Here is a 19,759-nt window from a genome sequence, read left to right as displayed (position 1 = left end):
CATTCCTTATAATGCTGTGGGAGATGCTACGGGCTGTACCGAAGAGAATTTTACTACCGAAACTTTAGCAACTATTCCAGGTTGTACCAGTTTATCTTCTCCATTAAATGGAGCTACTGATGTTTTTATTACTACAGACTTAAGTTGGAATGCTGTTCCAGATGCTACAGGTTATAGATTAGTTGTTGGAACTACATCGAATGGAAGTGATATTGTAAATAATTTGGATGTTGGTAATGTAACAACATATGATGCTCCAACTGATTTGCCCGAAAACACCCAGATATTTGTAACTATCATTCCTTATAATGCTGTGGGAGATGCTACGGGCTGTACCGAAGAGAATTTTACTACCGAAACTTTAGCAACTATTCCAGGTTGTACCAGTTTATCTTCTCCATTAAATGGAGCTACTGATGTTTCCATTGCTACAGACCTAAGTTGGAATACCGCGACTGATGCAACAGGGTATCTTATTTCTGTTGGAACTACTTCTGGAGGAGCTGATATTATAAATAATGAAGACGTTGGTAATGCAACAACATATGAATTGCCAGAAGATTTGCCAGAGGCTACAGAAATATTCGTAACCATCATTCCTTACAATACTGTAGGTGATGCTATAGGCTGTGCCGAGCAGAGTTTTATTACTGAGACACTCGTAGTAGCTATTGAAGACGATACTAAATATGGATTTTCGCCAGACGGTGATGGTATTAATGAGTTTTGGGAAATAGACGGGATAGAAAATTATCCTGAAAATGTTGTTTCTATATACAACCGTTGGGGAGATATGGTATTTGAAATTTCAGGATATAATAATACTTCAAGGGTTTTTAGAGGGACAGCAAACAGGTTAACAAATCTTGGAGGTGGCGAACTACCAGAAGGAACATATTTTTTCAACATTCGTATTGCTAACCCTAATTCACTTAAAAAACTAAAAGGATTTTTAGTTTTAAAACGATAGACTTTATGAGAAAATATATATACCTACTAATGGCGGTAATGCTATCGTCATACTATAATAACACGAGAGCTCAACAGACACCAGTTTTCTCCGATTATTACTACAATCAAGTTTTAATAAACCCCGCTCATTCAGGTTATTATTCAGATACAGAGGTAAGTTTGAGTAATTTTGGGTACCTGAGTGGGTTTGAGGGGAATCCTAGAACTTTTTCTGGAATTGTAAGTACCAACGCCTTTGAAAATAGTGTTGGAATTAGTGGAGGTTTTATAAGTGATCAGATAGGAGTAACCACAGCCACAACGATTTTCGCTTCATATGCCTATAAAATATTCTTTGATCATAATTATAACAGAGCTCGTTGGTGGAATTATAATCCAAATGTACTTTCCTTTGGGTTAACCACTGGTGTGCTTTTTTTTAATGAAGATTTATCAAGATTAAATATTCAAGGTGATCCGAACTTCCAAAACGATGTAAATGTGACAGTACCAACTTTTGGATTTGGAATATTATATAATCATAATAAACTGTACATTGGATTTTCTGCGCAGAATCTATTTTCTAATAGTATTGCTTCCGATCAAAATGTGAATATTCAAACACCATATTATTTATATGGTGGATATAGATTATACTTAAGTCGATTTGAAGAAATAAGAATACAACCAAGTGCATTAATAAAGTTTGAAGCAGATGCACCGGCACAATTTGATTTTAATGTTTCCGTTAATTATAAAAATAAAATTGAAATTGGAGCTGGGTATCGCAGTAGTTCATCCTTAAATGCGCTTGCAGGATTTTACTTCTTAAAGAATTGGCGTTTTGCGTATAGTTATACTGCATTTAATAGAGATACTCCCTTTAATAATACCAATGGATTTATCTTAACATACCGATCTGGAGAAGGGTTTTAGCGGCACCAAAAAATCACATAAGAATTCAAAAATTATAGAACTTTTTAAGAAAGATATTTTTGAATTTAGCAATCTTCATTAATATTTCATGATGGAATTCCAATAATAAAAGTAAGTTGTTTTCTGGTTTTTAAGTTTTTTAAAGGCGTTTTAAAAAATTGATTTTCAAGTATTTGTATTTATGTATCCCTAAATGTGAATTATTAAAGTCATATGAAGTAGTAATATTACCATGGCTTAATTTTAACTCTTTAAAAAATGATTCACGCAAACGATATAGTATGTAGATCTTCATCTATCGTCTTATGTATTCTAAGCGTTATTACACTTTGTGTGAGTTGTAGTAATGATGATTCCGCTAATGAAGGAATTAGAATTCCAGCCATTCTTGGTTTTTCTCCGGAATCTGGAGAACCTGGTGATGAAATAACAATAATTGGTACCGATTTGCTAAATGCGACGGAAGTTTCTTTTAATGGAGTTACATCAACCATAAGTGAAAATAAATTAAGATCACTTACGACAATAGTCCCAGAAGGAGGTACAACAGGGAAGCTCTCTGTTATTACCGAAGGAGGGATAGCGATTAGTGTAGAAAGTTTTGAAGTTGCAGTTATTGGTGCTGCTCAGGTAACAGATATTACACCAAAGTCTGCTCAGGTTGGACAAGAGATTACCTTAACAGGAACAGCTATGGCTACAGTAAATAAGGTTACTGTTGGAGGAATAGACGGAACCATTATAAGTACAACAGAAACAGAGGTAGTTTTTACCTTAGGTGCATCTCCGGTTGGTCTTAGTGCAATTGAATTAACTAGTGAAGGAGGTGTTTCTTCTACAGATGTTAATTCAAATGAATTCTATGTTGTCGAAGTTATGACTCCATATTTTGAAACTTTTGATGAAGCAACCGTTCTTTTTAGTTCTGGTGGCGATGCAGAGATTTCATATCTTGGTGTTAGTGATATGTTGCCATCAGATGCTACGTTGGTTCCTAACCCTATAGATAATAATTTTTATTACATCGGAGGAACTAGTGATACTGGAGATTCAGGATCCTACACAGGACAAATAGGCCATTCTAGAGAATCCTCTGGATTCTTCGCAGATTTTTTTAATGAAGATAGTAGAGAATTAACACAACTATATTTTAATATTCAAATTAATTTTCAAGGTATTCCAAATGATTATAGTGGTCCATTAGCTGGTTTTAGGTTACGATTCGATGAAGGTTACGATGCGGATGGTGATGGATCTACGACAGATGAATACGTAGAATTTAGACCAAGTTTACAAAACCTGGAAGATTTAGATTATATACCTAATGATGATGGCTGGTATACTTTATCGATAAGTTTTGATCAGTTTGTTAATTCTGGACCATCAGGAGGAACAGGAACTTGGTCGGTATATGCAGTCGAAACCTTAACAAGATTTGCAATTGCTTCAAGAAGAGAGCATGATGGCGAATACTCACTGAGTATTGATAATATCTACATTACTAAAGGAGGTCCTTTACATGTAAGATAGGTAATAATAAACGAATAAATATGCTGTTTTTTTCAATGAAAAAGACGCTAAAAGCATACTAAAAACAAGTAAAATGAGTTATAAAACCGTCGAGAACAATGTCTTAGACGGGAAACAAAAAACATTATTTAAGTTGTTCTTTAAAATTAGACAAACTTAAATAGAAGTATTTAAAATCAGAAATAAGTATATAATTGAGACTGTGGGTTTATTAGATCAGTAAGCTTAGGTTATAATTATTCCAGATCTTACGAATATTTCTGAATTAAATATGATTGCAAGTAAGTTCGATATCTAAATTCTATCTACCACCCTTCCGGAGTTTAGACATATCATTTTTTAATTATTGGATCATACCAGAAGAGTATCTGGCATGGTATAATGAATACTGTTGTATAATACAGTTAAGGTATGCGTTGTTTTAGTTCTTTCAATTTCTAAAACAAAATCATGCTTGCTGATATTTTCGAGAGTAGCATCAATACCTGTCGATTTCTTTTCAAGGTAATTACGATACGCTACAAAACATTTGATACTGTTTTGTGTAACTAAGTGTATCTGATCACTTATAACTATAAATAACACAAACAATGTAATTATGAGAATGCATTACACACACAAGAAACACTTTTTAGTAAAAAGATTGCTATGGCTGGCAATATTCTTATTTGTCACAGTAGGAGCATTTGCTCAAACTATTGTCCAGAAACATGGAAGGTTAAAGGTACAAGGAAATCAAATAGTTGACAAGAATAATAATCCAGTGAGTTTAGCAGGAAATAGCCTGTTTTGGAGTAACGCTACCGACACATCAGATTTTTATGATGCAGAAACTGTTGAACATTTGGTGAGCAATTGGAACAGCTCAATAGTTAGAGCAGCTATGGGAGTAAAAGAATCTTGGGATGGAGGAACTGGTTATATAGATAGCCCTAATTTTCAGAAAAATAAGGTTCGAAAAATAATTGATGCTGCAATAGCTCAGGGAGTGTATGTAATTATTGATTGGCATACTCATGAAGCAGAACAGTATACATCTGAGGCTGCAGATTTCTTTAGAGAAATGGCATCTTTATACGGTAACCAGCCCAATGTAATTTATGAAGTTTATAATGAGCCTATAAATCAATCTTGGTCACAAGTAAAAAGCTATGCAGAAACTGTGATCGCGGCTATCCGATCTGAGGATCCAGATAATTTGATTATTGTTGGGTCTCCTACTTGGTCACAAGATGTAGATATCGCATCAAATAATCCTATTAACGACTCAAATACAGCATATACACTGCATTTTTATTCAGGAACACACACGCAGTTTTTAAGAAATAAAGCACAGACTGCAATGAACAATGGAGTAGCATTATTTGTAACAGAGTGGGGAGCTGTAAATGCTAATGGAGATGGAAATGCAGATGTTCAGGAGACAGAAAGATGGATGGAATTCTTTAGAGATAACAATATTAGCCATGTAAATTGGGCGGTTAGTGATAAATCTGAAGGATCATCTATAGTGAAGCCAGGCCAAGGAATAAATGGCTTAAAAAACAATCAACTTACTGATACAGGAGTATATATTAAAAATCTTATAGAGAATTGGACTGAAAATTCTGATGGTGGTGGAGACGGAGATAATGGAGAGCCAGGAATAATCAATTGTAATACAGTAGATTGTATTAGAAATGCGATGCAAAATGCACAACCAGGAGACGAAATTGTTATAGCTTCTGGTACGTATGAAGCTCCAGACAAGATTAATATTGGAGGAAGAGCAACAAGATATGCTTCAGACAAAAATGGAACGCAGTCTAATCCAATTATCATGAGAGCCCAAAATCCATCAAACCCACCAATACTAAAAGGTGAAAATGGTAAATATGATGGTTATGTTTTACATATGCTTGGAGATTATTGGGAAATAAAGAATATCATTTTTGAAGAAGGTTCTAAAGGGATTGTATTTGACAATGCCAATCACGGTCTTTTAGAGAATGTAACAGTAAGAGAATTGGGAGAAGAAGGGATTCACCTTAGAGACGGATCTAGTTTTAACCTAGTAAAAGACTGTAGAGTATACAATGTAGGAATTAAAAAGCCAGGAATCGGTGAAGGATTGTATGTGGGATCAGACAAAGGACAGCATGACCAATATGAAAGAGAATGTAACAATAATACCATTGATGGTTGTATCGTAGGACCTAATGTAACTGCAGAAGGTGTAGATGTAAAAGAAGGTACTAAAAATACGATTATCCGTAATTGTACTTTCTCTGCACAAGGTCTTTCTGGAGAAAATAGTGCGGATGCATTCATAGATCTTAAAGGAGCATATGGTTTTGTATATAATAATACCTTCAACATCGATGGATCTAATATTCTTAATGCAGGAGTGGATTTCTTAGATAGAGGAACTGGATTTAATACAGGTTATAGAAATGCCATTTTTAATAATACATTTAATTTAGGAAGTAGAGCAAACGAAATACAAACAGCTCGAAAAAAACAAGGAGATCCTTCCGAAATTCATGTATGGAATAATACGCGTAATCCAAATTCTCCTGATTTCCCAGTGAGCGATGGAACCATAAATTTTGTAACAGAATCATGTCCTAGTTGGAATATCGTGCCTTGTAATGGAGGCGGTCCTAATCAAGCACCTAACGTATCATTTGCTTCTCCTTCAAGTAATTTTTCATTAGAAGAGGGATATACTAGCTTGGAAGTAGTTGTAAACGCGTCTGATGCTGATGGTTCCGTAAGCAATGTGAAATTATATGTGGATAATGATCTAATTCGTCAGGAGAATTCAGCACCTTATGAATGGGGACAAGGAAGTAATGCAGCCGAATTAGTAGGGTTATCTGTGGGAACACATACATTTAAAGCTGAAGCTACTGATAATGATGGAGCCAAAAGTTCTACAACAATTACGTTAACGGTAACTAGTGGTGATCAAGGCCCTTCAATTTCATTTGCTTCTCCATCCTCTAATCTAACTGTTGATGAAGGATATACGAGTCTTTATGTAAAGGTAAATGCAAGTGATAGTGATGGATCAATAGACAATGTAAAATTATATATTAATAATAATTTTGTGAGACAAGAAAGATTTGATCCGTATGAATGGGGACATAGCACTTCTCCAAACCCAGCAGAAACCACTAATTTACCTACGGGGAATCATACGTTCAAAGCAGTTGCTACAGACAATGAAGGAAACACAGCAGAAACATCGTTTGTATTAACGGTGAATGGTGGAGACGGTGATGGAAGTGGAGATAGTTGTGCTTTTGGAGCTCCTTTAAATAGTGCATTACCAGCATTTGATAATATTTCCTATACCGAAGCACATGTACTTGGAAATGGAGGACCATCCTTAAGTAACTTTAGAAAATTTAGTATTAATTGGAATCCGCAATACAATGGATTGTATCAATTTGCAATGAATACGAATAATGGTAATCCAAATTGGTACGTGGACCTTAGACCTTTTAGCAATGCTAATTTTAATGGAAGTAATCCAGAGGTTACTATTAGCAATTCTGGAATAAGCGGTTTTGATGGATCTTATTGGGTAACAAAAGATGGAGCTAATTTTGTAATGGTTTCCAAGAATGGAGGTTATACAATTTACTTTAGTAATTCAAGCTCAGCACCTAATTGTGACAATAAATCACCTATTGAAGAAGACAAGATATCTGATATCAAATTATTCCCAAATCCTGTAAGTGATAATATCTTGAATGTAAGAGGTATTTCTCAAGAAAAATCTACTTTAGAAATAGCAGATATGCAAGGTAAAATTGTACTACAAAAACATATAGAAGGAACCGATACAGGATTAGATGTATCGAATCTAAAATCAGGAATGTATGTCCTTATTATCAAAGGACTAAAATTCAGAAAATCTATACTATTTACTAAGCAATAAATTGTCTTAGCCAAGTTAATCATCAGGTAGTTGTGAGTACTACCTGATGATTATTCTCATGATTTTAAAATAAACGTCCCATGAAATCAATATACTATTTATTAACATGTTTATTGATACTATTATCTAGTGTTGCCATAGCTCAACAAGATTTAGTATATCAATACGATTTTGATCATTTACCTTCAGGTCAATATAATAGAGACATGATACGAGATGCTCTGGATGTCTCTTTTTGTAAAGGAGCTGATGAAGGAAGAGTTTTTATAGAAGATTTCCCAAATCAAGGAAAAGTTCTAAAAGTTAAATATCCCAAAGGAAAAGTAAAAACCAATGATAGTGGAATGCATACTAAGGTGTATTGGGAGGATACAGGAGAAAACCTAGATGAATTATACATCAGTTATATGGTATATTTTCCTAATGATTTTGAATTTAGAGCAGGTGGAAAATTACCTGGATTATCCTATCAAACCTCAGAAAGAAATATGTCACTTCGACTCATGTGGAGATATGATGGTCTTGCAGAGTTTTATGTGCATTACAATACAGAACCTAGTTGGGAAGGATGGCACGCCTCTATTAACTGGAGTTTGATAGATCCCTACGAGGAACCTAATGGAAATCCACAACCAGATCAGGTAAAATTTAAAAAAGGACAATGGAATAAGATAGAATTGTATAATAAATTAAATACTCCTGGTCAAAATAATGGTATTATGAGAGCTTGGCTTAATGGTCAATTAGCCATAGATATTACCGATAATGGTGACTATCGCCAGGCTGATGAAGGAGATATTCATTTAAATTCCATCTATTTATCTACTTTTTTTGGTGGTAGTGATGAGACTTTCCAACCAACCAAAGATATATATGCATATTTTGATGAGTTTAAAGTATCAAAAAACAGAATTGACGATTCTGGCGATAATGGTGGTGATGGGGACAATGGCGGTGATACAAATCAGAACCCTTCAATTTCTTTTAATACTCCATCAAGCAATAATCTTGAGGTTGAGGAAGGATATAGTCTATATGCAAATGTAAATGCTTCGGATAATGACGGTAGCATCAATAATGTGAAATTATATGTAGATGGTAATTTTATAAGACAAGAAAATGTAGCTCCTTACGAATGGGGGCATGCGAATTCTCCAAATCCCAATGAAATAAATAATTTACCTGTAGGGACACATATAATAAAAGCGATTGCTACTGATAATGAAGGTGCAACCGCCGAAACCACTTTTACGCTTACTGTTACCAATGAAGATGGAGACGGTGATGGTGATACCGGAGGTGATGGAAATTGCTCTTTTGGTGCACCTATAAGTAATAGTATTCCTAGTATTGATAAAACATCTTTTTCTAATGTATACATTTTAGGTGATAATGGGCCCACGCTAAGTAATTTTAGAAAGATGACAATCAATTGGAATGAAGCTAATAATGGGTTATATCAATTTGCTTTTAATACGAATAATGGTGTGCCTGCTTATTATGTAGATCTAAAAAATAAACTTACCCATACATTAGGACAGTCAAACCCTTCTATAACTATAGATAATTCTGGAATATCAGGATTAGATGGTTCTTACTGGATTACAACAAATGAGGAGGATTTTGTAATGGTATCTAAAAACAAAGGATTCACTTTATATTTTAGTAATACTAACCAAAGTCCTACTTGTGATAATAAGCAAAATCCAGACTTAGAAAATATATCAGAATTCTCTTATTATCCCAATCCGGTAAAGAATTCACTTCTTTTAAAAGGTCTTGATACTGATATTCAGGAAATCGTCATATATAATATTAATGGACAAAGAATTAAAGCTCTTAAAACCAGAACTAAAGAAACCTCTATGTCTATTGATGTTACCTCACTAAACAACGGTATTTATTTTATGGAACTCAAATCTTTTAAAGGCAAATCTAAAAGATACAAGCTAGTAAAAATCTAAACACAAACTGAACTTATTAACTAACAAAAATTTTATGATTATGAAAGAAAGTATAATCTATAAACCGAATAAAAATAGAAATGTTTTTGTGATGTCATTTCTAATGATATGCCTTGCATTTCTTTTTAATAACGAACAAGCTTTTGCACAATGTAATACCATTATTGATGTTGATTTTAATAATTGGAATAATAGGAGATATTCTATTTCAGATATAAAAAGTGATTTTAATAATAAGGTAAAACCTTGGACAGCATCTACATATAGAGGTGTGGAAGGTCCTGGAGCAGCAAGTAATTTGATAGAAAACACTCCTCAAGAGACAAGAATTGTCAACGGAACACTACGAGCTCAATATCTAAAGAACGATGCATCTGGTAGATCAGGTGGGTTTTTATTTGATCCTTATTTTGATGCAGTGGATGAAGCCTATCTCGAATACAAAGTAAAATTTGATGATAATTTCTTCTGGGCTACTGGTGGTAAATTACCAGGTCTTGGAGGTTCAACAAATGGTATTAATAGTGAAACCTCAGGTAGAGGTTCTATCCCATCTGGTTGTAGATATAATACAGATGGATGGTCTGCACGTTTGATGTGGCGAAGAAATAGAGCACAAACAGACCAACCTTATTTTATTTTGTATAGTTATTTCGCTGATAAAACAAATGGACAACCACGACAAGATGGAGATTGTGGAGATGCAAAAAGAATTTATTCTAACCTGAAGGATAATAAATGGTATACCATTCGCCAGTATATCAAAATGAACACGCCAGGACAGAGAAATGGTAAAGTGATCATGTGGATCGATGGTGTAGAAACATATCGTGATAACAACGCTAAAATTCGTAACTCAGGAAAAAGTAATTTAAAAATCAATGCATTGATAATGAATACATATCGAGGAGGAAGTAGAACTGATCCTGTTTGGCATTCACCTAGAACAGAGTATACTTTTTTCGATGATTTTAAGGTATGGACAGGTTGCGGTAACCCACCTGATGGAGGAGAGAATACACCACCAAACGTCTCTTTTGCAACTCCTTCTGGAAATACAAGTGTACAAGAAGGGTATAATGATTTTCAGGTTACTGTAAATGCTTCAGATAATGATGGTTCCATTAGTAATGTGAAATTGTATGTAGATGGAGATTTAATTCGCCAAGAAAGTGTGGCTCCATATACTTGGGGACAAGGAAATAATACTAATGAACTTCTTGGATTGTCAGTAGGACAACATACATTTAGAGCAGAAGCCACTGATAATGACGGAGCAAAAACTAGTAAAACTTTTGTGCTTACTGTTAATGGCACAAGTAATAATCAAGCACCAAATGTTTCTTTTGGCTCACCATCGGGCAACATAACAGTACAGGAAGGATATGATCTTACAGTGGTAGCGAATGCTAACGATCCTGATGGAAGCATATCTAATGTAAAATTATATATCAATAATAGTTTAGTACGTCAGGAAAATGTACCTCCTTACGAATGGGGTCATAATAATTCTCCAAATCCAAATGAAGTAAATGGACTTTCGGCAGGAACGTACACCATAAAAGCAGTTGCTACGGATAACGATGGTGAAACCGGTCAGGCAACATTTACCTTAACTGTGCAAGGAGATAATGATAATGGAGGCGGAGATGGAAATGGTAATGACAACTGTTCATTTAATACACCTGCAAACAGTGGTTTATCTGCAATGGATAAAGTAACGTATTCTGATGTTCATGTTATTGGTAATGATGGACCTAAACTTGGTAATTTTAGAAAGTTTACTATCAACTGGGTACCTCAGAATAATGGATTATATCAATTTGCTATTAACACCAATAATGGATCTCCGGATTGGTATGTAGATTTTAAGAGTACAATGACATTCCAGCTCGCGAATGCAAATCCAGAAGTAACGCTGAATAATACAGGATTTGCTGGATTAGATGGATCTTACTGGGTAACCATGGATGGAGCAAACTTTGTATTGGTATCTAAAAACAAAGACTTTACTATATACTTTAGTAATTCATCTTCAGAACCAAATTGTAATAGATCTTCAGATTTAGAAGATATTGAAGAAAAAATGTTGGTATATCCTAATCCAGTAGATGGAAATATCATAAATGTTGTGGGGTTATCAGCAAAAACTAAAGTACTACAGATCGTAGATCTTCAAGGAAGAGTAATCCGAGAATTAGACTCTAAAAACATATCAGAAACACTGGTACTGGATGTTTCAGCGTTGCCAAAAGGGCCTTATTTGCTGATAAGCAGAGGTAAGAACTCTAAACAATCTACTTTATTTATTAAGTAAAATAATTCAAGACATACCCGCCAAACAAATCACAAATACATAGGTTGGTTCCATAGGATGACCAACCTATGTATACTAGTATGCTGTTCTCTTATATGAAGAGTTAATACTAGAGGAAATTTTTGTTCATGTTCTTGTTATTCAGTCAAATATCTTAAAACCAAATATCTGATTCTTCGGAATCACAATCTAATTTATTAACCTCAAAATATATTACACAATCATGATTGAACGTAGTAAAATTTCAAAAAAAATTTCATCGTTTTTTTTGTACGGCTTGTTACTCTTTTTTGCCACAGATCCTGTGATAGGACAAGTAAGTTTAGTTGATGAGATCAAAATCTCTAATCAAGCTTTATTTTTTGATGGATCAAAAGTACCAGAGGAAGAGCGTTTAAACTACCCTAATAGATCAAAATATGACTATGCTTTTGGTAGCAGGATTACTCCACATGGAGATTGCATTTATACCTACAAGGAATACGTTTTTATGACTTGGTATAAAGGTGGAGAATCTAATAGACATGTAATGTTAACCCGGTATAATATGAATACCAAAACTCAAGTAACTATTCAATTTCCACACAAGCATACCGGATTTCAAAACAGGCCTCATATTGGCGAATCTCATAACACGATAGCGGTTGGTATCGCTCCGGTTGATGGAACAGTACATTTGTTATATGATATGCACGCATATTCCAAAAATCGACCATCAAATGGTAGTCTTAGTAATGATTACTTCAGGTATAGCTATTCTAGGGATAATGTTGCAACATTGCCAGACGAAGAATTTACATTAGATAAATTTTTTCCTAAACGCTTATTTCTTAAAAATGGAGACAACTATGAAGGCCTAACTTATCCTACTTTTTTCAATAATGAGGCGGGAGAACTCTTTGTTTCTATGAGAGAAGGAGGTAATAATAATGGGAAATACATGACAGCCAAATACAATGGTAATTCTTGGAGTAGTTTTAAAGATTTTAATGTGCTAAATGCTAAAAATAGAGGAATCAACTATAATTGGGGTTTGTATGGCGATTTTAAGTTTATCAATGGTAAAATGCATATCGGTTTTCATACAAGAAAAAATATTAGCAATGATAAGTTTTCTCTTAATAATGGATTCTATTATGCTTATGCAGAAAATTCCAATAACCTTACTAATTGGAAAGATCATAAGGGTAGAAGTGTAAGTACTCCTCTTATAGATCCTGAAAAAATATTTATATCAGAACCTGGTAATACAGTGTCTGGGTCAACAAGAAATTCTGTTAAGATATCCAGTGGCGCGGATTGGACCATTACAGAAAATGGCAGTATTCACTTTAGAACTAGAGTAATAGGCGCATCTGAAACTAAAAACGTGCATACTTATAAAAAAGCAGGGGATGATAATTTTAGAACATCTACGAATTTTCCTGGTGGGGACTTTCATTCTATCGGAAATGATGTATACCTCATAGGATTGGAGTCGGGTAGACCTGTTATTTATAAAGCTAAAGGAGGAACAAACTCATGGGACAAAATTTATAATGCTTCATCAGGAAAAAGTTTTAGACATGGTGTAGTACATATCAAAGATGGAATATTGTATTACTATCTAATGGAAAGAGGATCCGGAAGTGGACAGCCAATATATCTTCAAGTTATAGACTTAGGTTTGGACGCAGTCGCTAATACTGCTCCTAATGTTCAAATTACAGGCTTAAATAATTCATATAATGTAGGAGAAGATGTAAGCATAACTATTAATGCAAGTGATTCTGACGGTAATATAGCCAAACATGAAGTTTTTGTTAACGGAAACCTAGTAGATACGGATGGAGGCAATTACACTCCTCATCAAATTATGAATGTACAAGCGGGAAGTTATATTGTAAGAGTGGTAGTAACTGATAATGATGGAGCAACAGATGAAGATACGGATAGTTTTACAGTATCAGGATCTTCAGGTGGAGGAGATACTTGTGATACTTATGAAGAAGAAAACGGATTAGTAGTAATCGAAACGGAAAATCTATCTGCTTCTGGAAACTGGAGTGAGAGAAGTGCTATTTCAGGATTTACTGGAGGAGGATATTTAGAATGGACAGGTCCTGATCACTTTAATGATCCTGGTAATGGAGTTATTACTACAAAAATTAAAATTAATTCTCCAGGAAGATATAAATTTCAATGGAGATCTAAAGTTGGTGAAGGGAATAGTCCTACAGAAGCTAATGACACTTGGTTGAAGTTCCCTGACGCAAGTGATTTTTATGCACAAAAAGGAAATGAAATAGTATATCCGAAGGGGTCAGGAAAGACTCCAAATCCAGAAGGTTCTGGAGGAGAAGGATACTTTAAAGTATATTCTACAGGAACTACCAATTGGACTTGGACAACCAAAGTAAGTGATAATGATCCCCATGATGTGTTTGTAGAGTTTGATGCTCCTGGCACCTATACCATGTTAATTTCTGGTCGTTCTAAGCATCATATTATCGATAGAGTGACATTAAATAAATCTAGTGTCAATGCTACTGATACTTCATTACAAGAAACTACCTGTGATGGTAATGATGGAGGTGGAAGTGATGGTGATGGAAGCGTTGTTATTAGTGGAGAACGTAAAAAATGGCATAAGGTCACCTTAACTTTTGATGGACCGAATACTTCAGAAACTGCTGGTGACAATCCATTTTTAAATTATAGACTAAATGTAACGTTCACGCATCAGAGTGGTTCTCCATCCTACGTAGTCCCTGGTTATTATGCCGCTGATGGAAATGCTGCACAAACATCAGCAAATAGTGGTAACAAATGGATAGTACATTTTGCACCAGATAAAACAGGTCAGTGGAATTATAACGTCTCTTTTAGAAAAGGAAATAATGTGGCTGTTAATGATGGAGCAACTGCAGGAACAGTTGCAGGTTTCATGAATGGAAAAACAGGATCTTTTTCAATTGATGCTTCTGATAAAACAGGAAGAGATTTTAGAGGAAAAGGTCGTTTGCAATATGTAGGAGAGCATTACCTGAAATTTGCAGAAACAGGAGAATATATGATAAAGCAAGGACCTGATTCTCCAGAAAATCTATTTGCGTATGATGATTTTGATAATACTCCCAATGAGGGGAATCGCCGAAAGGATTATCAACCCCATATAAACGATTGGGATAATGGAGATCCTACCTGGAAAAATGGAAAAGGAAAAGGATTGATCGGAGCTGTAAACTATATCGCTAGTGAAGGTCTAAATTCTATGTCATTTTTGACGATGAATATCAATGGGGATGATAAGAATGTGTATCCATACATAGCAAGCAATCAGAGAACTCGCATGGATGTTTCTAAATTGGCTCAATGGGCAATTGTAATTGAGCATATGCAAGAAAATGGAATTTTTGCACATTTTAAGACTCAAGAAACAGAAAATGAAACCCTTCTAGATAATGGAAATACTGGTAATCAACGTAAATTATATTATCGCGAACTTATTGCAAGATTTGGATATAATTTAGCCCTTAATTGGAATTTAGGAGAAGAAAATGGTGGAGGACCACAATCTGTTGATCAATCACCAGCGCAAGAAAGGGCGATGGCAGAGTACTTTTATAAGCATGATCCATATCGCCATCATGTGGTAATACATAAACATCCGAATGACTTTCCTGATTACTTAACTGGAAATCAATCTAGACTAACAGGTTTTTCATTACAAACGAATAAATCTGATTTTACCAATGTTTTTAGTAGAGTAAAAGAAGGAATTGACAAATCCAGAAATTCAGGTAAAAAATGGGCAATTGCCTGTGATGAACCTGGTGATGCGCAACATGCTATACGACCAGATAATAATGCTGCAAACTCACATACAGACGGACGTAAAAATGCTCTTTGGGCAACATTACTTGCAGGTGGATGGGGTAATGAGTGGTATTTTGGATATCAAAATGCACATTCTGATCTTACACTTCAGGATTTTAGAAGCCGAGATAAGTGGTGGGATTATGGACGTCATGCGATCCGATTCTTTAATATTACCGATCTTCCGTTAACGGAAATGCGTAATAATAACGGTTTATCTTCTAACAACAATGATTACTGCTACGCAAAACAAGGAGAGGCTTATGTGGTTTATTTAAAAAATGGAGGGTCTACAAATCTTAATTTAAATGGACAAAGTGGTCAGTTTACCGTAAAATGGTACAACCCCAGAAATGGTGGTAATCTAGTCAATGGTTCGGTTACTTCAGTGAGTGGTGGAGGTAATAGATCACTTGGGAATGCTCCTAATAGTACTGGTAGTGATTGGATAATACTAATTACCAAAAATGGATCTAATCCAGGAGAAAATGAACCTCCATCTGTATCCTTTGCTACTCCATCTGGTAATACTTCTGTACAAGAAGGATATAGTAGTTTTGAAGTTACCGTGAATGCTTCAGACAGTGATGGAACTATTGATAATGTAAAGTTGTATGTGGACGGAAACTTAATTCGTCAAGAATTGTTAGCTCCTTACACTTGGGGTCAAGGGAATAATACAGATGAGCTTTTAGGACTTTCTGTTGGCCAACATATAATCAAGGCAGAAGCTACGGATGATGATGGTGCTACAACCAGTAAAACATTTACACTAACAGTTACTGGAACTGGTGGTAATCAAGGGCCAAATGTTTCCTTTGCTTCTCCTTCTAATGATATTACGGTACAAGAAGGATATGACCTTGTTGTAATTGTGAACGCATCTGATCCAGATGGAAGTGTTTCTAATATAAAATTATATATTAACGATAATTTGGTTCGCCAGGAAAATATAGCTCCATATGAGTGGGGACACGATGGATCCCCTAATCCACAAGAGGTAAATGGACTTGGAATAGGAACTCATTCCTTCAAAGCTGTTGCTACTGATAATGATGGAAACACGTCGGAAACTACGTTTATATTAACAGTACAATCTGATGACAATGGAGGTGGCGATAACAATAATAGTTGTTCATTCGAAACTCCTGCCAATAGCGGTCTTGCTGCTATGGATAAAGTTACATATTCCAATGTTCATGTATTAGGAAATAACGGTCCCAAGTTTAGCAATTTCAGGAAGTTTACCATCAATTGGGCACCTCAAAACAACGGATTATACCAGTTTGCAATCAATACAAATAATGGATCACCAGATTGGTATGTAGACTTTAAGAATACAATGACTTTTCAATTACAAAATGCTCAGCCTGAGGTAACGCTTAATAATACTGGTTTTGATGGGTTAGATGGTGCTTATTGGGTAGCTAGAGATGGTGAAAATCTTGCATTGGTTTCTAAGTCTGGGAACTATACGATTTATTTCACTAATTCGGCAACTGCTCCGAATTGTGATAGATTAAACCCAGAAACAGATCTTATAAAGATTAAAGCATTTCCTAATCCAGTTTTGGATTCCTATTTATCAGTTACAGGGATGATGTCTGAAGAATTGAAAACACTTCAAATAATAAGTGTAGATGGAAGAGTTGTAAAAGAAATTAATACTAAAAATGAGACAGAAACAATAGATGTTTCTGAATTACCATCAGGTTCTTATTTCTTGTCAATCAAAGCTGTACGATTTAAAGAATCACTCTTATTTGTAAAAAAATAAGGATCTACTATTAGTACTAGGATGTTTTGTTTAACAGAATGTCCTAGTCCTAATCGATATATAAAAACAACAACAACTAATCACAATGAAAAATTTTAAAACAAGATTTAATCAAGATTTATTTTGGTTGCGAGAATATCTCGCTACTAATAAGAAGCAATTAAATGTAAATATTAGAAGACAAAAATTGTTTTCTGATCTACTTATCAATAGGTCTGGTGTATTCCTTTGGTGTATCTTATTTGCCAATATACCCTTGCTTCAATCTCAAACTACTTCTTCTGCTACTTCCAGTTCAGGTAGTGGGTATTCTGTTATAAAAAATGATGGATTTGGCATAGAAGATCCAGATTGTAAGCACAAGGGTTTTGGACCTCATATTACCCAAAGATTTGATAATGAATTAGACAAGAATGTGTTTGTTTTTCATAGTCATATCGATGACGATGATGATCGATGTAAAAATGATGATCGCGTGCGTATAGAAATAAAAGGAGGACCAGGTGCTAGTTCAAATACTTTGCGTCACCCCAGAAATTCTACGAGCTACTACAGATGGAAGTTTCGCTTAGCGAGTAATTATAAAGCTAGTAATAGATTCTGTCACTTCTTTCAATTAAAGGCTAAAGGCGGAAGTAATGATAAGCCTCCCATATTAACGTTATCAGCTCAAAAAGATAAATTTGAGTTGGTGCATAATAGAAAAAATCCGAATTCTGTTTATGTTGATTTAAAACAGGAACCACTATCTAGATTTAAAGGAGAATGGATCGAAGGCTATGTAAAAATAAAACATGGAGATAATGGTACGCTCAATGTGATACTGAAAAAAGTATCTAATGGACAGACTGTTTTTTCATATTCTAATTCGAATATAGATTTATGGAGAAGTGGAGCAGATTATAATAGACCTAAATGGGGTATTTATAGAGGAAAAACGAGTGGATTAAATGATGAGCAAGTACGATTTGCAGATTGGTGTGTTTCGGAGTCTTCTGAGAGTCAGTGTCCTTCTTCAATTGGTAATGGGGGATCCAATCAAAAACCAAACATTTCTTTTGCTTCACCATCAGGAAATATTAGTTTGCCAGAAGGTTACGATGAACTCGAAGTTACTGTAAATGCATCTGATAATGATGGTTCTGTTAGTAATGTAAAGTTATATGTGGATGGCAATTTTATTCGTCAGGAAGTTAATGCACCTTATACTTGGGGACAAGGAAATTTTACAGATGAACTTTTAGGATTACCAGTAGGACAACATACAATCAAAGCTGATGCAACTGATAATGATGGTGCTAAATCGAGTAAGTCAATAACCGTAACCGTAACGGGTACTTCAAATAATCAAAAACCAAATGTATCTTTTGCATTACCTGATGGTAATACTACAGTTGATGAAGGCTATGATCTTACTGCAGTTGTGAATGCATCAGATTCAGATGGTACTATAGCCAATGTAAAGTTGTATATAAATAATGATTTTGTACGACAAGAAGTTAATGCTCCATACGAATGGGGTCATGATACTTCTCCAAACCCTCAAGAGCTAAATGGCTTAAATGAAGGTTCTTATAAATTTAAAGCGATTGCTACGGATAACGATGGAGCAACTAATCAAGCAACATTTATACTAACTGTAAGAGGAACAGATTCAGGTGGCGGAGATACATGTTCATTCGGAGCACCTATGAGTAGTGCTTTAAGTGCTATGGATAAGGTGTCATATTCCAATGTTCATGTGTTAGGAGACAACGGACCTAAATTAGGGAACTTCAGAAAGTTTACGATTAACTGGGTCCCAGATAGTAATGGTTTATATCAGTTTGCTATTAACACCAATAATGGATCTCCAGATTGGTACGTAGATTTTAAAGATTCTATGAGCTTTCAATTGCAGAATTCAAATCCTGAAGTTACTTTAAGCAATACAGGATTTGATGGATTAGATGGTTCTTATTGGGTAGCTAGAGATGGTGCTAATTTTGTACTAGTTTCCAAAACTGAAGGATATACGATATATTTCAGTAACTCAGCATCCACTCCAAATTGTAATAGATCAAATCCAGCAATGGATGTTTCACAGATTAAAGCTTTTCCTAATCCTTTGTTGGATTCTTTTTTAACCGTTTCAGGAATGTCAGAAGACTTAAAAACACTTCAAATAGTGAGTGTAGAAGGTAGAATAGTTAAGGAATTTACCACAGGAAAAGAAACCGAAACTATTGATATTTCAGAACTACCAACAGGATCCTATTTCTTAGTTGTTAAATCAGTAAGATTTAAAGAATCAATATTAGTAGTAAAAAAATAAAATTAAAGTTTATCTAGGATGCTTCGAACCAACAGAAGCATCCTACTTTTTTAAATTTTAAAAAGTATTTTATGAAATCTTTATTTATAAAAATACAAAGGTCTAAGGGTAATTGATCCAAAACAATGAATCATTAAAATAGGAATTATTCTTAATCTTAATAGATAAAGTATGTTGTTTTTGC

General features: G+C 34.6%; 9 protein-coding genes. 8 read left to right on the top strand and 1 reads right to left on the bottom strand.

Features of this window, described 5'->3' with window-relative positions; all coding sequences use genetic code 11:
• From ACWNT5_RS02860 to ACWNT5_RS02850, 3 genes are all read left to right on the top strand, one after another.
• Positions 1 to 970, top strand: a 970-nt coding sequence (locus ACWNT5_RS02860) for a gliding motility-associated C-terminal domain-containing protein (protein ID WP_456516556.1), incomplete at its 5' end; no start/stop codon positions are given.
• A gap of 5 nt (positions 971 to 975) precedes the next feature.
• Positions 976 to 1,887: a PorP/SprF family type IX secretion system membrane protein gene (locus ACWNT5_RS02855; RefSeq protein ID WP_456516555.1), complete on the top strand. Its 912-nt coding sequence runs from the start codon at positions 976 to 978 to the stop codon at positions 1,885 to 1,887.
• Positions 1,888 to 2,145: 258 nt separating this feature from the next.
• Positions 2,146 to 3,417 carry an IPT/TIG domain-containing protein gene (locus ACWNT5_RS02850; RefSeq protein WP_456516554.1) on the top strand — a complete coding sequence of 424 codons (1,272 nt, stop codon included), beginning with the start codon at positions 2,146 to 2,148 and terminating at the stop codon, positions 3,415 to 3,417.
• A 351-nt stretch (positions 3,418 to 3,768) separates the two neighbouring features.
• Here ACWNT5_RS02850 and ACWNT5_RS02845 read toward each other — a convergent pair whose 3' ends face one another.
• On the bottom strand, positions 3,769 to 4,002 hold the full coding sequence (locus ACWNT5_RS02845; RefSeq protein WP_456516553.1) for a hypothetical protein: 234 nt from the start codon (positions 4,000 to 4,002) through the stop codon (positions 3,769 to 3,771).
• A gap of 13 nt (positions 4,003 to 4,015) precedes the next feature.
• On the opposite strand from ACWNT5_RS02845, the gene ACWNT5_RS02840 reads away from it, so the two are divergent.
• The 5 genes from ACWNT5_RS02840 to ACWNT5_RS02820 all read left to right on the top strand — a co-directional run bounded on the left by ACWNT5_RS02840 (position 4,016) and on the right by ACWNT5_RS02820 (position 19,575).
• On the top strand, positions 4,016 to 7,345 hold the full coding sequence (locus tag ACWNT5_RS02840) for a cellulase family glycosylhydrolase (RefSeq protein ID WP_456516552.1): 3,330 nt from the start codon (positions 4,016 to 4,018) through the stop codon (positions 7,343 to 7,345).
• An 80-nt stretch (positions 7,346 to 7,425) separates the two neighbouring features.
• Positions 7,426 to 9,309: a polysaccharide lyase gene (locus ACWNT5_RS02835; RefSeq protein ID WP_456516551.1), complete on the top strand. Its 1,884-nt coding sequence runs from the start codon at positions 7,426 to 7,428 to the stop codon at positions 9,307 to 9,309.
• Between the two features lie 40 nt (positions 9,310 to 9,349).
• The gene (locus ACWNT5_RS02830; RefSeq protein ID WP_456516550.1) at positions 9,350 to 11,626 is read left to right on the top strand and encodes a polysaccharide lyase; all 2,277 of its coding nucleotides are present in this window, start codon (positions 9,350 to 9,352) and stop codon (positions 11,624 to 11,626) included.
• 223 nt (positions 11,627 to 11,849) lie between these two features.
• A complete protein-coding gene (locus tag ACWNT5_RS02825; RefSeq protein ID WP_456516549.1) occupies positions 11,850 to 17,261 on the top strand; it encodes an Ig-like domain-containing protein in 5,412 nt (1,803 codons plus the stop codon).
• An 85-nt stretch (positions 17,262 to 17,346) separates the two neighbouring features.
• The gene (locus ACWNT5_RS02820) at positions 17,347 to 19,575 is read left to right on the top strand and encodes an Ig-like domain-containing protein (RefSeq protein ID WP_456516548.1); all 2,229 of its coding nucleotides are present in this window, start codon (positions 17,347 to 17,349) and stop codon (positions 19,573 to 19,575) included.
• Positions 19,576 to 19,759 lie beyond the last annotated feature (184 nt).

The sequence above is a fragment of the Aquimarina sp. 433 genome, assembly GCF_054054605.1.
Note: the sequence above shows the minus strand (reverse complement) of the source record. Positions and strands in the feature narration are given on the sequence as shown.

Bases quoted from the DNA above. Each gene is read 5' to 3' on its own strand.
- ACWNT5_RS02830 (WP_456516550.1), top strand. From the start codon at position 9,350: ATGAAAGAAAGTATAATCTATAAACCGAATAAAAATAGAAATGTTTTT.
- ACWNT5_RS02840 (WP_456516552.1), top strand. From the start codon at position 4,016: ATGAGAATGCATTACACACACAAGAAACACTTTTTAGTAAAAAGATTG.
- ACWNT5_RS02825 (WP_456516549.1), top strand. From the start codon at position 11,850: ATGATTGAACGTAGTAAAATTTCAAAAAAAATTTCATCGTTTTTTTTG.
- ACWNT5_RS02820 (WP_456516548.1), top strand. From the start codon at position 17,347: ATGAAAAATTTTAAAACAAGATTTAATCAAGATTTATTTTGGTTGCGA.
- ACWNT5_RS02855 (WP_456516555.1), top strand. From the start codon at position 976: ATGAGAAAATATATATACCTACTAATGGCGGTAATGCTATCGTCATAC.
- ACWNT5_RS02835 (WP_456516551.1), top strand. From the start codon at position 7,426: ATGAAATCAATATACTATTTATTAACATGTTTATTGATACTATTATCT.
- ACWNT5_RS02850 (WP_456516554.1), top strand. From the start codon at position 2,146: ATGATTCACGCAAACGATATAGTATGTAGATCTTCATCTATCGTCTTA.